This is a genomic window from Pseudomonas sp. R1-1 (assembly GCF_051132135.1).
Lineage (GTDB): Bacteria > Pseudomonadota > Gammaproteobacteria > Pseudomonadales > Pseudomonadaceae > Aquipseudomonas.
Genome location: NZ_CP071663.1, coordinates 5,262,181 through 5,276,415 on the forward strand (window position 1 = coordinate 5,262,181; position 14,235 = coordinate 5,276,415).

Annotated in this window: 10 protein-coding genes; 7 read left to right on the plus strand and 3 right to left on the minus strand. The window is 60.9% G+C overall.

Annotation, left to right across the window (positions count from 1 at the left end; all coding sequences use genetic code 11):
* The first annotated feature begins 309 nt into the window (after window positions 1-309).
* The 5 genes from J3P75_RS23655 (at window position 310) to J3P75_RS23675 (ending at window position 5,558) form a co-directional block, all read left to right on the plus strand.
* The gene (locus J3P75_RS23655; RefSeq protein ID WP_172833351.1) at window positions 310-999 is read left to right on the plus strand and encodes an ABC transporter permease; all 690 of its coding nucleotides are present in this window, start codon (window positions 310-312) and stop codon (window positions 997-999) included.
* Between the two features lie 19 nt (window positions 1,000-1,018).
* The gene (locus J3P75_RS23660; protein WP_434708385.1) at window positions 1,019-1,924 is read left to right on the plus strand and encodes a glycine betaine ABC transporter substrate-binding protein; all 906 of its coding nucleotides are present in this window, start codon (window positions 1,019-1,021) and stop codon (window positions 1,922-1,924) included.
* Between the two features lie 13 nt (window positions 1,925-1,937).
* On the plus strand, window positions 1,938-2,591 hold the full coding sequence (locus tag J3P75_RS23665) for an ABC transporter permease (RefSeq protein ID WP_090281735.1): 654 nt from the start codon (window positions 1,938-1,940) through the stop codon (window positions 2,589-2,591).
* Window positions 2,588-3,745 (plus strand): osmoprotectant ABC transporter ATP-binding protein OsmV, encoded by a 1,158-nt coding sequence (locus J3P75_RS23670; protein ID WP_434708386.1) that lies wholly within the window; start codon window positions 2,588-2,590, stop codon window positions 3,743-3,745. Before J3P75_RS23665 ends, J3P75_RS23670 begins: the two co-directional genes overlap by 4 nt.
* Window positions 3,746-4,394: 649 nt before the next feature.
* Window positions 4,395-5,558 (plus strand): type III PLP-dependent enzyme, encoded by a 1,164-nt coding sequence (locus J3P75_RS23675; protein WP_090281733.1) that lies wholly within the window; start codon window positions 4,395-4,397, stop codon window positions 5,556-5,558.
* A gap of 293 nt (window positions 5,559-5,851) precedes the next feature.
* Here the strand turns inward: J3P75_RS23675 and J3P75_RS23680 are convergent, their stop codons facing one another.
* Together J3P75_RS23680 and J3P75_RS23685 are read right to left on the minus strand one after the other, a co-directional pair.
* Window positions 5,852-6,607: a tetratricopeptide repeat protein gene (locus tag J3P75_RS23680; protein ID WP_434708387.1), complete on the minus strand. Its 756-nt coding sequence runs from the start codon at window positions 6,605-6,607 to the stop codon at window positions 5,852-5,854.
* Window positions 6,604-7,284 (minus strand): Fe2+-dependent dioxygenase, encoded by a 681-nt coding sequence (locus J3P75_RS23685; RefSeq protein ID WP_090281729.1) that lies wholly within the window; start codon window positions 7,282-7,284, stop codon window positions 6,604-6,606. Before J3P75_RS23685 ends, J3P75_RS23680 begins: the two co-directional genes overlap by 4 nt.
* Before the next feature lie 207 nt (window positions 7,285-7,491).
* Here J3P75_RS23685 and J3P75_RS23690 point away from each other — a divergent pair, with 207 nt between their 5' ends.
* Both J3P75_RS23690 and J3P75_RS23695 read left to right on the plus strand, forming a co-directional pair.
* Window positions 7,492-9,795: a TonB-dependent receptor gene (locus J3P75_RS23690; RefSeq protein ID WP_206415510.1), complete on the plus strand. Its 2,304-nt coding sequence runs from the start codon at window positions 7,492-7,494 to the stop codon at window positions 9,793-9,795.
* A 226-nt stretch (window positions 9,796-10,021) separates the two neighbouring features.
* Complete coding sequence (locus tag J3P75_RS23695; protein WP_434711360.1) at window positions 10,022-12,550, plus strand: PepSY domain-containing protein; 2,529 nt, start codon at window positions 10,022-10,024, stop codon at window positions 12,548-12,550.
* A gap of 125 nt (window positions 12,551-12,675) precedes the next feature.
* Here the strand turns inward: J3P75_RS23695 and J3P75_RS23700 are convergent, their stop codons facing one another.
* Entirely contained in the window at window positions 12,676-14,217 is a 1,542-nt protein-coding gene (locus J3P75_RS23700) for an alkaline phosphatase D family protein (RefSeq protein ID WP_434708388.1), read from the minus strand.
* Between the last annotated feature and the right edge of the window lie 18 nt (window positions 14,218-14,235).

Sequence of the window (14,235 nt, forward strand, 5' to 3'; positions counted from 1 at the left end):
CTCAGGACAATAACCGAACCGTTGAGCACATTAAGGGTGGCCAAATGCTGCCTCAGATGGGAACCTTTTAAAGCAAGGAGACGTCCATCCCCTGTTACGAATCTTCGTCAGGGGCTGAAAAATCAGCAAGTTAGCCTGACGAGGCTGCGCTCATGGCTCGCTTTCACGCCGCTTGGCCGGTGCTGGAAAACGGCTACTTTTCGCGAACGCTGACTCCGGCAGCCAGGAATGGTCTTGCCACGCGGAGCAGCGCTCGCCGACTACAAAAAAAGGAGTCCGCCTGTGGCTATCCGCTATGGCAAAGGGCTGATGGGAGGTGCGGTGGTGATCGCGCTCCTGGCCCTGCTGGTCCACTGGATCGGCATCAACACGATCGAACACTACCGCGACGATTTGTTGTTTTACCTGCAAGCTCATCTGGTTCTCGTCCTCGCTTCCATGCTGGCCGCCCTCGTCGTGGGCATCCCCGCCGGTATCTTCCTCAGCCGCCCGAACATGGTCGGCCGCGCCGAACGCTTCATGCAGATCTTCAATATCGGCAACACCGTGCCACCGTTGGCCGTGCTCGCGATCGCGCTGGGCATCCTCGGCATCGGCAGCGGCCCGGCGATCTTCGCCTTGTTCCTCGCCTCCCTGTTGCCGATCGTGCGCAACACCTACGAAGGCCTGAAAAATGTCCAGGGCTCGCTGAAAGAAGCGGCCGTCGGCATCGGCATGACCCCGCGCCAGGTGCTGTGGAAAGTCGAATTGCCCAACGCCGTGCCGATCATTGTCGGCGGCGTGCGCGTGGCGCTGGCGATCAACGTCGGTACCGCGCCGCTGGCCTTTCTGATCGGCGCCAATAGCCTTGGCAGCCTGATCTTCCCCGGCATCGCCCTGAACAATCAGCCGCAACTGCTGCTCGGCGCCGCGTGCACCGCGCTGCTGGCGTTGTTGCTCGATGGCGTGGTCACCCTTGCCAGCCGTCTCTGGCTGGAACGCGGTTTGCGCCCGTCTTAAGGCTTTGCAAGGAATATTTATGAAACGATTGAGCTCGTCTTTGGGATTGATAGTGGGCTGCTTCCTGCTGTTCGCAGGAATCGCACAAGCCGCTGAAAAACCGGTGATTCGCCTCGGCGCCCGGGTCTTCACCGAGCAGACCCTGCTCGCCGAAATCACCGCGCAATACCTGCGCAGCAAAGGCTACGACGCGCAGATCACCGGCGGTCTGGGCAGCAACCTCGCCCGCAGCGCCCACGAAAGCGGACAACTGGACCTGCTCTGGGAGTACACCGGCGTATCGCTGGTGGCCTATAACCATGTCACAGAAAAACTCGACAGCGCGCAGTCCTACGCCCGGGTCAAGGAACTCGACGCGAAGAAAGGCCTGATCTGGCTGACGCCATCGAAGTTCAGCAACACCTACGCCCTCGCCCTGCCGAAAAAAATTGCTGAGAAATACCCGCAGATCAGCAATATCAGCCAGCTCAACGACGTGCTGCGCGCCGAAGCCAAGAGCAACCATCTGGTGGCGCTGGACACCGAGTTCGCCAACCGCTCCGACGGTCTCGACGGCATGGTCAAGCTCTACGGCATGAACCTGACCCGCAAGAACATCCGCCAGATGGACGCGGGCCTGGTTTATACCGCGCTGCGCAATGGTCAGGTGTTTGCCGGCCTGGTCTACACCACCGACGGCCGCCTCAATGCCTTTGGCCTGAAGTTGCTGGCCGACGACAAGCATTACTTCCCCGACTACACCGCCGCGCCCGTGGTGCGTCAGGCCACGCTGGATGCCAATCCGAAACTGGCCGAACAACTCAAGCCGCTGGCCGAACTGTTCGACGACGAAACCATGCGCCAGCTCAACGCCCGGGTCGACGTCAATCATGAAAGCCCATCGTCCGTTGCCGCCGATTTCCTGCGCCAGCACCCACTGAATTAAGAGAGGAGAAGTCATGGAATTTCTGAACGCCTTTTCCCATCTCGACTGGCAGCAGGTGATGCACCTGACCTGGCAGCACATCACTTTGGTCGGCATCGCTGTGACCCTGGCGATTGTCATCGGTGTGCCGCTGGGCATTCTGATGACGCGCTTTCCAGCGCTCGCCGGCCCGTTGCAGGCCAGCGCCACGGTGCTGCTGACCGTGCCGTCGATTGCCCTGTTCGGCCTGTTGCTGCCGTTCTATTCGAAGTTCGGCCAGGGCCTCGGTCCGCTGCCGGCGATCACCGCAGTGTTCCTGTATTCACTGCTGCCGATCATGCGCAACACCTACCTCGCCCTCACCGGCGTCGAGCCGGGCATCCGTGAAGCCGCGCGCGGCATCGGCATGACCTTTGGCCAGCGCTTGCGCATGGTTGAACTGCCCATCGCCGTGCCAGTGATCCTAGCTGGCGTGCGTACCGCCGTGGTAATGAACATCGGCGTGATGACCATCGCCGCGACCATCGGCGCCGGCGGCCTTGGTGTATTGATCCTCGCCTCCATCAGCCGCAGTGACATGTCGATGCTCATCGTCGGCGCGCTGCTGGTCAGTCTTCTGGCGATCTTCGCCGACCTCTTCTTGCAGTGGCTGCAACGCTCGCTGACTCCAAAAGGACTCTTGAAATGATCGAACTTCAAAACCTCAGCAAGACTTTCCAAAGCAACGGCAAAGACGTGAAAGCCGTGGACTCGGTAAGCCTGACCGTCAATGAAGGCGAGATCTGCGTATTCCTCGGGCCTTCGGGTTGCGGCAAAAGCACCACGCTGAAAATGATCAATCGCCTGATCAAACCGACCTCTGGCAAGATCCTGATCAATGGCGAAGACACCACCGACCTCGACGAAGTGACCCTGCGCCGCAACATCGGCTATGTGATTCAGCAGATCGGTCTGTTTCCCAACATGACCATCGAAGAGAACATTGTCGTGGTGCCGAAGCTGCTCGGCTGGGACAAACAGAAATGCCACGACCGCGCCCGCGAACTGATGCGCATGATCAAGCTCGAGCCCAAGCAGTACCTGCATCGCTACCCGCGTGAATTGTCCGGTGGTCAGCAGCAGCGTATCGGTGTGATCCGCGCGTTGGCCGCTGACGCGCCGCTGTTGCTGATGGACGAGCCGTTCGGTGCGGTCGACCCGATCAACCGCGAGATGATCCAGAACGAATTCTTCGAGATGCAGCGTGCGCTGAACAAGACCGTGATCATGGTCAGCCACGACATCGACGAAGCGATCAAGCTTGGCGACAAAATTGCGATCTTCCGCGCCGGCAAACTGCTGCAGATCGATCATCCGGACACCCTGCTCGCGCACCCGGCGGATGAGTTCGTCAGCAACTTCGTCGGTCAGGACAGCACCCTCAAGCGCCTGCTGTTGGTGAAAGCCGAAGACGCGGCAGACAACGCGCCGTCGGTGAGTCCGGAAACGCCGGTGGCCGATGCGCTGGAATTGATGGACGAACACGACCGTCGCTACGTCGTGGTGACTTGCGCCGAAAACAAGGCGCTGGGCTACGTACGCCGTCGCGACCTGCATCGCCAGACCGGCACCTGCGCGCAGTTCCTGCGTGAGTTCAACGCCACCGCGGCGTACGACGAGCACTTGCGCATCCTGCTGTCGCGCATGTACGAATTCAATCGCTCGTGGCTGCCGGTGATGGATGCCGAGCGGGTGTTCCTCGGTGAAGTGACGCAGGAGTCAATTGCGGCTTACCTGAGCTCGGGGCGTTCGCGTGGGATGAAGACCCATATCGTCTCGCCGGCTGAGGCGGTAGTCGCCTGATCTCCCGGTAAACACGCAAAACCTGTGGGAGCTAGCCTGCTAGCGATGAGGCCAGATCAGTCAACCCTGTTTTGATGATGAAATTGTCATCGCCAGCAGGCTGGCTCCCACAGGTTCGGTGCAATTTTCCAGCCCTTGGTCATGCGCAAAAGAATCTCAACACCTGGCAACCGCCCAGGTTGTCCGCGATAACCCTGCAAACAATCAAAATCCCTCCCACGCCCGCCTCTCGCCGCCAACGTCGCCGATGTTGCGGCTATCACACTTACCACTGACTTCGCCGCCAAAAGCCGCGAACGTGCAGGTATGTTTAACACTCGAAAAATCGCCGGGAACATCTTTCCGTCATCTCGGTCGGCTACAAGGAGTGATGAACGCGTCGCACGTCAGAAGCGTGCAAAAACGCGACATTTTTAGTTGATCTCAACCCCCTCACGCCCTAAAGTTCGCGCCGAACGTCCATGCTGGAAACGATCCATCCGGCTCAAGTACTGACGACGAGACAGCAAGGCCAAGGGATAGCTGCACATCCCTGGGCCTTTTTGCTTTCGGCGGCAATGCCTTGGGAAGTAGGCGAACCAAAGTGGGGATACGGAGGACGTTCATGCACCCATTGTTTAATGAAGTTTGCCGATAGGAGCTCTCCAGCATGTCGATCAAGGTCGAAGATTATTTCGCGCGCGCCACTTTTGACAAAATGAAGGCGTTCGCCGACAAACAGGAAACCCCGTTCGTGGTGATCGACACCGCGATGATCGCCCAGGCCTACGATGACCTGCGCGCCGGTTTCGAATTCGCCAAGGTCTACTACGCGGTCAAGGCCAACCCGGCGGTCGAGATCATCGACCTGCTCAAGGACAAGGGTTCGAGCTTCGACATCGCTTCGATCTACGAGCTGGACAAGGTGATGGACCGCGGCGTCAGCGCCGACCGTATCAGCTACGGCAACACCATCAAGAAGTCCAAGGACATCCGCTACTTCTACGAGAAGGGCGTGCGGCTGTTCTCCACCGACTCCGAAGCCGACCTGCGCAACATCGCCAAGGCTGCGCCGGGCTCGAAAGTCTATGTACGTATTCTCACCGAAGGCTCGACCACCGCTGACTGGCCGCTGTCGCGCAAGTTCGGTTGCCAGACCGACATGGCCATGGACCTGCTGATTCTCGCCCGTGACCTCGGTCTGGTGCCCTACGGCATCTCGTTCCACGTCGGTTCGCAGCAGCGCGACATCAGCGTCTGGGACGCGGCGATCGCCAAGGTCAAAGTGATCTTCGAGCGCCTGAAAGAAGAAGACGGCATCCACCTCAAGCTGATCAACATGGGCGGTGGCTTCCCGGCCAACTACATCACCCGCACCAACAGCCTGGAAACCTACGCCGAAGAAATCATCCGCTTCCTCAAGGAAGACTTCGGTGATGACCTGCCGGAAATCATTCTCGAGCCAGGCCGTTCGCTGATCGCCAACGCCGGCATCCTGGTCAGCGAAGTGGTGCTGGTTGCACGCAAATCCCGCACTGCGGTCGAGCGTTGGGTGTACACCGATGTGGGCAAATTCTCCGGCCTGATCGAAACCATGGACGAAGCGATCAAGTTCCCGATCTGGACAGAGAAGAAAGGCGAGATGGAAGAAGTCGTGATCGCCGGCCCGACCTGCGACAGCGCCGACATCATGTATGAGAACTACAAGTACGGTCTGCCGCTGAACCTGGCGATTGGTGATCGTCTGTACTGGTTGTCGACCGGTGCGTATACCACCAGTTACAGCGCGGTTGAATTCAACGGGTTTCCGCCGTTGAAGTCGTATTACGTTTAACAGGCAGCGGCAAGTTTTGAGCTGTTAGCTGCAAGTGAAAAAGCCCACGATGATGTGGGCTTTTTTGTGGTGTTCGGCTGGTGAGGCTTTTTGTATTCGAGACCATAGCCCCTCACCCCAGCTCTCTCCCGAGGGAGAGGGAGCCGACCGCGGTGTAGGGCGTCATTCACCGACCGGAAATACCGCGTCGATTATGGATTCGGCATAGCATTCTCAGGTCGGCGTACCTCCCAAGCATCCCCAATCGGTCCCCTCTCCCCCTAGGAGAGGGCTAGGGTGAGGGCTTTGCGGTTTCAGCCGCGCTGCAATTCTGCGTACCGAGCCGAGTACCGAGCCGCCATCGCCTGAACCCTCGGATCTGCCGCATCGGCCAGCGTCTGACTCGCCACCCGCAAAAAATTCAGATTGCCACCCACCATGGCCTTCTCCAGCCAAACGAGCGCCTGATCAATCCTGCCCTCCGCCGCCAACACTGCGGCAAAACTGAACTGCCCACGAAAATCCCCAGCCTCGGCCGAACGCCGATACCAGTCACGTGCCGCGACCGAATCCGCCGGGCACACCTGCCCTTCCTCCAGATAGCGCCCCAGCAGATTCATCGATTTCCCATGCCCGAGTTCAGCCGCGCGTCGATACAGTGCCAGCGCCTGCAGATGATCAACCGCAACACCGCGCCCGGTCGCGAGCAGATTGGCGAGGTTGTACATCGCCCAGTCCAGCCCGGCTTCTGCGGCGATTCGATAATGCTGTGCTGCCACCGTGGCATCCGCCACACAACCCCAGCCATGCTCATGACACCGCCCGAGCATGTTGCGCGCCATCAGATGCCCGCGCCCGGCGGCAATGCCGAACCAGCGCAGCGCCAGCGGTTGATCCTGAGCGATGCCACGGCCATCGAGCAGAATCTGCCCGAGCAACGCCTGCGCTTCGATTTCGCCTTCACCCGCAGCCAGCAGAATCGCCTGCGCCGCTCGAGCCGGGCTTTCTTCAAGCATCGCCGTCAACCCGGCCGCATCGAGGACTTCCTCGCGGCGCAACTGGAAGCTCATACCTCGACCCAGCGTCGCAACAGGTTGTGATACGTACCGGTCAGGCGGATCAGCGAGGGATGATCGGGCACGTCGTTGGTGAGCTGTTGAATCGCGCCGTCCATTTCAAACAGCAACGCGCGCTGACTGTCCTCGCGCACCAGACTTTGCGTCCAGAAAAACGAGGCATAACGCGCGCCGCGAGTGACGGCGTTGACCTTGTGCAGACTGGTGCCCGGATATAACACCATGTCGCCGGCGGGCAGCTTCACTCGCTGGGTGCCGTAGGTGTCCTGAATCTCCAGTTCGCCGCCGTCGTAATCTTCCGGCTCGCTGAAGAACAGCGTGGCCGACAGATCGGTGCGCACGCGCTCGATGCTGCCCTTGGGCTGGCGTACAGCGTTATCGATATGGAAGTCGAAACTGCCACCAGCCGTGTAGCAGTTGATCAACGGCGGGAAGACTTTGTGCGGCAGCGCGGCGGACATGAACAACGGATTTTTCCACAGCCGCTCGAGCATTGCCGCGCCGATTTCCTTGGCCAGCGGATGGCCTTCGGGCAGTTGCAGATTGTGCTTGGCCTTCGCCGATTGAAAGCCTGCGGTGATCTTGCCATCGGCCCAGTCGGCCTGCTCCAACGCCTGGCGAATGCGCTGCACCTCTTCTTTGGCGAACAGTCCGGGAATGTGCAGCAGCATGGCGATGTCACCTGATGGCAAAGAGGCGGCAATGGTATTGATTCTTATTGCCCGTGTAAAACGCGGGAGACGAACGAACTGGCAAAAACCGTAAGGTTAAATTGTAAAGAATGTAAATTTGTCGCGAATAGTAATTTTTCGCAATTGATACAAATACCTGTTTACCCTATATTCCGCCGCCTCAAATCCTTGGGGAGGGGAATAAAAATGGCACGTCAACACGCACAATTACCGGTCAGTTCACCACGTCTGCTCGCCTCTGCAATCGGCGTGGCAATCACCGCCGGCTCCGCAGGCCAGATGGTGTTCGCCGCCGAAAAGACCGAGAGCAAAGCCTCCGGTAATGCCATCGCCCTGGACGCCACCGCCATCACGGGCGAAGCCCAGGACTCGACGTCCTATCAGGTCGAGAAAGCCTCCTCGCCCAAGTACACCGCGCCGCTGGTCGATACGCCGCGCTCGGTCACCGTCATTCCGCAACAGGTACTGAAAGACACCGGCGCCCTGAACATGCAGGACGCGCTGCGCACCGTGCCGGGCATCACCTTCGGCGCCGGTGAAGGTGGCAACCCGCAGGGCGACCGTCCGTTCATTCGCGGTTTCGATGCGCAGGGCGATACCTATCTGGACGGCGTGCGCGACACCGGTTCGCAGAGCCGTGAAATCTTCGCCGTCGAGAACATCGAAGTCAGCAAGGGCCCGAACTCCGCCATCGGCGGTCGTGGCGCGGCGGGCGGCAGCATCAACCTGGTGAGCAAGAAAGCCCATCTTGGCAACTCGTTCGATGGCGGCTTCACCTACGGCTCCGACCAGACCCAGCGCTACACCCTCGACGGCAACTATCAGTTCAGCGACAGCGCTGCCGGCCGTCTGAACCTGATGAGCCACGAGAGCAACGTCGCCGGTCGCGACAAGGTCGATTACGACCGCTGGGGCATCGCACCGTCGCTGGCGTTTGGCCTGGGCACCGACACCCGCGTCAACCTCGATTACTACCATCTGGAAAGCAACGACACGCCGGATTCGGGCATCCCTTATACCCTGTCGAACCCGCGCACCAAGTCCAACCCGGACAAGCCGTACGCCGGTGGCGATGACAGCAACTTCTACGGTCTGGACCGCGACTTCCGCAAGGGCCGCACCGACACCGCGACCTTCGCCATCGAGCACGACCTGAACGATTCGCTGACGCTCAAGAACACCCTGCGCCACGGCACCAGCATGCAGGATTACATCCTCACTCAGCCGGACGACAGCAAGGGCAACGTCAACAATGGCAGCGTCTGGCGCCGAGCGAATACGCGGGTGAGCAACACCGAAACCACCACCAACCAGACCGACCTGTTCGGGACGTTCTACGTGGCCGGTTTCAAGAACAGCTTCTCCACCGGGGTCGAATACACCCGCGAGCAGAGCGAGAAATCCTCGTACAACGTCAACACCGATACCACGCCGCGCACCAGCGCCGTGACGACCAACTGCAACCCGGGCCTGATCGGCGCCGCCAGCGGTTACAACTGCACCTCGCTGTCGAATCCGAACCCGAACGATCCGTGGAACGGCGCGATCTCGCGCAACTACGCCGGCACCGACACCCAGGCCGATACTTACGCACTGTACGTGTTCGACACCCTGGAGCTGTCCGAGCAGTGGCTGGTCAACATGGGCCTGCGTTACGACCACTTCGACACCGACTACAAGACCTACAACGCGGCCGGTCGCACCACCTCCAAGGGTGATGACACCAGCGAGTTCGTCACTGGCCAGTTCGGCGTGGTCTACAAACCAGCGGAAAACGGCAGTATTTACGCGTCCTACGCCACCTCCGCGACCCCGCCGGGCAACACCTTGGGCGAAGGTCAGGAAGGCAATCCGCTGGGCGGCACGCCGGATCGCAGCGGCAACCTGCTGAGCAGCGACATGGAGCCAGAAACCACCAAGAACTACGAGATCGGCACCAAGTGGGACCTGCTCAACGATCGCCTGTCGCTGACCGCTGACATCTTCCGTACCGAGAAAGAAAACGCCCGCGTGCAGGTTGACACCAGCTCGTACGAAAACGCCGGCAAGACCCGCGTACAAGGTTTCGAGCTGTCGGCCAGCGGCAAGCTCACCGACAAGTGGCAGGTGTTCGCAGGGTACGCGTTCATGGACAGCGAGCAAGTCGACGGCGGCCCGCTGGGTCGCGCCAACGACGGCAACGACTTGCCGAACACACCGAAAAACAGCGCCAGCCTGTGGACCACTTACCAGGTCACGCCAAAGCTGACGATCGGCGGTGGCGCGTTCTATGTCGACGACGTCTACGGCAGTGTCGCCAACACCACGATGGTCGATTCCTATGTACGTTACGACGCGATGGCCGCCTACAAGCTGACCAAGAACGTCGACCTGCAACTCAACGTGCAGAACCTGACCGACGAAACCTATTACGACAAAGCCTTCTCGACCCACTTCGCCAACCAGGCGGCGGGCCGTACGGCACTGTTGAGCACCAATTTCCACTTCTGATAACGGTGGAACCTGTAGGAGTGAGCCTGCTCGCGATTGCGGTGTATCAGTCAGCATCTGCGTATCTGACAGATCGCTATCGCGAGCAGGCTCACTCCTACACAGGATATGCCGCAAGGCCTGGCCCCGTTCATTCGGGGCTTTTGCGTGTTACGAAAAACGCTTCACGACAACCCACGGCATAATGCGCGCCGTGATGACAACTTTCGAACGGACGGCGAGTGACGTGTTGAAGAAAACCCTGTTCCAGTTGCACTGGTTTTTTGGCATCACCGCGGGGCTGGTGCTGGCCTTGATGGGCATCACCGGGGCGGCATATTCGTTTCAGGACGAAATCCTGCGGGCGCTGAACCCGTCCGTCCTGCAAGTGGAAAAACAGGTCGCCGGGGTACTGCCGCCGGTCGAACTGGTGGAGCGCATCGAAGGCGCGTCGGGCAAGAAAGTCGCCATGCTCTGGGTCGAAACCGACAGTGGCAACGCGGCGCGGGTGTATTTCACGCCGCCCAAAGGCGAGCGGCGCGGCGAAATGCGCTACTTCGACCCGTATACCGCCGAGTTCAAGGGCGATGCCGTCGGCCAGGATTTCTTCGGCCTGATGCTGCAACTGCACCGCTTCCTCGCGATGGGCGACACCGGGCGCAACATCACCGGCGCCTGCACCTTGATGCTGCTGTTTTTCTGCCTGTCCGGTTTGTATCTGCGCTGGCCGCGGCAGTGGAACAGCTGGCGTGTGTGGCTGACCCTGGACTGGAAGAAAAAGGGCCGGGCGTTCAACTGGGATTTGCATTCGGTGGCCGGCACCTGGTGTTTGTTGGTGTATCTGCTGCTGGCGCTGACCGGGTTGTCGTGGTCCTACGAGTGGTACAACAAAGGCCTGACCCGCCTGCTGTCCGATGCCCCGCAAAACGAGCGCGTGCGCGGCGGCCGTGGCCCGGCCCCGGAAGGCCCGGCGCCGACCGCCGACTACGCAGCGATGTGGAGCAGCATCTACAGCGCCGCCGGCCCGGGCCTGTCCGCCTACAACATCCGCATGCCAGCGGTGGCCGGCCAACCGGCGACGGTGTTCTACCTGCTCGACAGCTCGCCGCATGATCGCGCTCTGAACCAGATCACCCTCGACCCGGCCACCGGCCTGGTCAAACGCGTCGACCGCTATGCCGACAAAAGCTTCAAGGCGCAACTGCTGACAAGCATTTATGCGCTGCACGTCGGCAGCTACTTCGGCCTCGTCGGGCGCATCATCGTGACCGTTGCGGCGGTATGCATGCCGCTGTTCTTTATCACCGGATGGCTGCTGTACCTCGATCGCCGACGCAAGAAAAAGCAGATCAAGGACGCGCGCAAAGGGCTTGAGCAACCGGCCGGCGATGCCTCGGCGTGGCTGGTCGGTTTCGCCAGCCAGAGCGGTTTTGCCGAGCAACTGGCTTGGCAAACCGCCGGGCAATTGCAAGCTGCCGGACTGCCGGTCAACGTCCAGCCACTGGCCAATGTCAGCGAGCAGGATCTGCGCGCATCGAGCAATGCGCTGTTCGTGGTCAGCACCTTCGGCGACGGCGAAGCCCCGGACAGCGCGCGCGGTTTCGAGCGCAAAGTGCTAAGCCAGGCCGCGACCCTCGACAGCCTGAACTACGCGGTGCTGGGCCTCGGCGACCGCCAGTACGGACACTTCTGCGGCTTCGCCAAACGCCTGCACCAATGGCTAAGCGAGCACGGCGGCAAGACCTTGTTCGCCCCCGTCGAAGTCGACAGCGGCGATCCCTACGCCCTGCGTCATTGGCAAACCCAACTCGGCCAGCTCACCGGGCAGGCGCCGAGCGAAACCTGGCAAGCGCCCAGCTACGCCAACTGGACGCTGCTGCGGCGTGAACTGATGAACCCCGACAGCAGCGGCGCGCCGGTCTACCTGCTCGGCCTCAAAGCCCCCGACACCAGCAGCTGGCTGGCCGGCGATCTGGTCGAAGTGCTGCCGCGCAACTGCCCGTGGGCGATTGAACATTTTCTCGACGGCCTCGGCATTCGTGGCGAGACCACGGTGAAAATCAACGGCCTCAGCGAGCCGCTGGAAGTGGCACTGGCCTCGCGCCAGTTGCCGGAACACCGCGCACATCTGGTCGGCCTGCATGCGCAATCATTGGTCGATGCGATGGTGCCGCTGGCCATGCGCGAATACTCGATCGCCTCGATCGCCGACGACGGCGTGCTGGAACTGATTGTGCGCCAGGAACAGCATGCCGACGGCACTCTCGGCATCGGTTCCGGCTGGCTGACCGAACACGCCCCCGTGGGCGGCAGCATCAGCTTGCGCGTGCGCCGCAACAGCGGCTTCCATTTGCCCAACGAGCCAGTGCCGATGATTCTGCTGGGCAACGGCACCGGCCTCGCCGGCTTGCGCAGTTTGCTCAAGGCACGGATTGCCGACGGCCAGCAACGCCAGTGGCTGCTGTTTGGCGAGCGTAATCGTGAGCACGATTTCCTCTGCCGCGCCGAGCTGGAAGAGTGGCTGATCAATGGCGATCTGGCTCGACTGGACCTGGCGTTTTCCCGCGATCAGGCCGAGAAGGTTTATGTGCAGGATCGCTTGCGTGAATCGGCGCAAGAGCTGAAGCAATGGCTGGCGGAGGGTGCCGTCATTTATATTTGCGGCAGCCTTCAAGGGATGGCCTCAGGGGTGGATCAGGTGCTCACCGATATCCTCGGCAGCGCCGAAGTCGAACGCCTGATCGAACAGGGCCGCTACCGCCGCGACGTTTACTAACGCTTCCGATCCCTGTAGGAGTGAGCCTGCTCGCGATAGCGGATTGCTATTCAACACCAATGTTGACTGACAGACCGCTATCGCGAGCAGGCTCACTCCTACAGGGGGCTGCGGTGTTAATCGAATCAGACAGGCTGCAACTTCTGCTCAAACACCGCCACCCCGTCCAGATCGCGCAACACCACACTCATCTCCCCGCTCTGCCCTTCAATATTCACCTCACCAAAAAACTGAAATCCGGCAAACGGCGAGGTGTTCTGTGCGGCGGGGGCTTTCTCGAAGACCACTTGCGGCCCGAAGGTTTTATCCAGCGGATTGGGACCAAAACTCCCGGCATTCAACGGCCCGGCAACGAACTCCCAGAACGGTTCGAAATCCTGAAACGCCGCCCGATCCGGGTGATAGTGGTGCGCGGCACAGTAATGCACATCCGCCGTCAGAAACACGAAATTGCGCACTAGCTGTGCGCGCAGGAAGCCGAGCAGTTCGGCGATTTCCAGCTCCCGTCCCTGCGCCGCGCCAGGGTCGCCATTGGCCACGGCTTCCCAGCGCGCAACGCCCGGGCTGACCTCGCCGTCCGGCACGCCGAGCCCGATGGGCATGTCGGCAGCGATGACTTTCCACTGCGCCTTCGAGGCCTGCAATTCACGCTTGAGCCAGTCCAGTTGCTCGCGTCCGAGAAACGGTTTCGCCGCGCCGAGGTTGTCGTCGTTGGCTTCGCGGTAACTGCGCATATCCAGCACAAACACATCGAGCATCGGCCCATAGCTCAGCTTGCGATAAATCCGCCCGCCGCCATCGGCCGCCTGCAAGCGCATCGGCGCATATTCCAGCCACGCTTGCCGCGCGCGCCCGACCAGGGTATGAATATTTTTTTCCTGATAGCGCTCATCGAGTTGTTTGCCCGGCGACCAGTTGTTGACCACTTCATGATCGTCCCACTGCCAGATCTGCGGCACTTCGGCGTTGAAGCGGCGGATGTTTTCGTCCATCAGGTTGTAGCGGTAGTTGCCGCGATAATCGTCGAGGGTCTGCGCGACTTTGCTCTTGGCTTCAGTGGTGAGGTTGCGCCAGATGCGGCCATTCTCGGTGGTCAGTTGCGCCGGCACCGGGCCGTCGGCATAGATCGTGTCACCGCTGTGGATGAAGAAGTCCGGCAGGCGCAGGCGCATGGCTTCGTAGATGCGCATACCGCCGATGTCCGGGTTGATGCCGAAACCCTGGCCAACGGTGTCGCCGCTCCAGACAAAACGGATGTCGCGTTTAGCCGTGGGGACGCTGCGCAAGTGGCCGAACCACGGCTCGCTGGCAATGCCGGTCTGGGCATCCTCGAAGTACACGCGATAGAAAATCGCCTGATCGGCGGGCAGTCCGGTCAGCTCGACGCGGGCGGTGAAGTCGCTGCGAGCATCGGCCAGTGGCGAGACGAATTTGCGCGGATTGCCGAACAGGCTGCGGGTGTCCCACTCGACCACCATGCGTGCCGGGCGATCGCTGCGGCTCCAGATCATCGCACGGTCGCCGAGCAGGTCGCCCGATTGCACGCCATCGGTGAGCTGCGGACGATCCTTGACCGAGGCAATCACCGCCGGCGCCAGCCCCGGCAGCAGCAGCCCGGCGCCGATACCTTGCACGACACGCCGGCGACCGGGATTGAAATCGCTCATTGTGTTCTCCCTGAAAAA

Excerpts from the sequence above, each read along its gene's own strand:
- J3P75_RS23655 (WP_172833351.1), top strand. The coding sequence starts at position 310 with ATGGGAGGTGCGGTGGTGATCGCGCTCCTGGCCCTGCTGGTCCACTGG.
- J3P75_RS23660 (WP_434708385.1), top strand. The coding sequence starts at position 1,019 with ATGAAACGATTGAGCTCGTCTTTGGGATTGATAGTGGGCTGCTTCCTG.
- J3P75_RS23665 (WP_090281735.1), top strand. The coding sequence starts at position 1,938 with ATGGAATTTCTGAACGCCTTTTCCCATCTCGACTGGCAGCAGGTGATG.
- J3P75_RS23670 (WP_434708386.1), top strand. The coding sequence starts at position 2,588 with ATGATCGAACTTCAAAACCTCAGCAAGACTTTCCAAAGCAACGGCAAA.
- J3P75_RS23675 (WP_090281733.1), top strand. The coding sequence starts at position 4,395 with ATGTCGATCAAGGTCGAAGATTATTTCGCGCGCGCCACTTTTGACAAA.
- J3P75_RS23680 (WP_434708387.1), bottom strand. The coding sequence starts at position 6,607 with ATGAGCTTCCAGTTGCGCCGCGAGGAAGTCCTCGATGCGGCCGGGTTG.
- J3P75_RS23685 (WP_090281729.1), bottom strand. The coding sequence starts at position 7,284 with ATGCTGCTGCACATTCCCGGACTGTTCGCCAAAGAAGAGGTGCAGCGC.
- J3P75_RS23690 (WP_206415510.1), top strand. The coding sequence starts at position 7,492 with ATGGCACGTCAACACGCACAATTACCGGTCAGTTCACCACGTCTGCTC.
- J3P75_RS23700 (WP_434708388.1), bottom strand. The coding sequence starts at position 14,217 with ATGAGCGATTTCAATCCCGGTCGCCGGCGTGTCGTGCAAGGTATCGGC.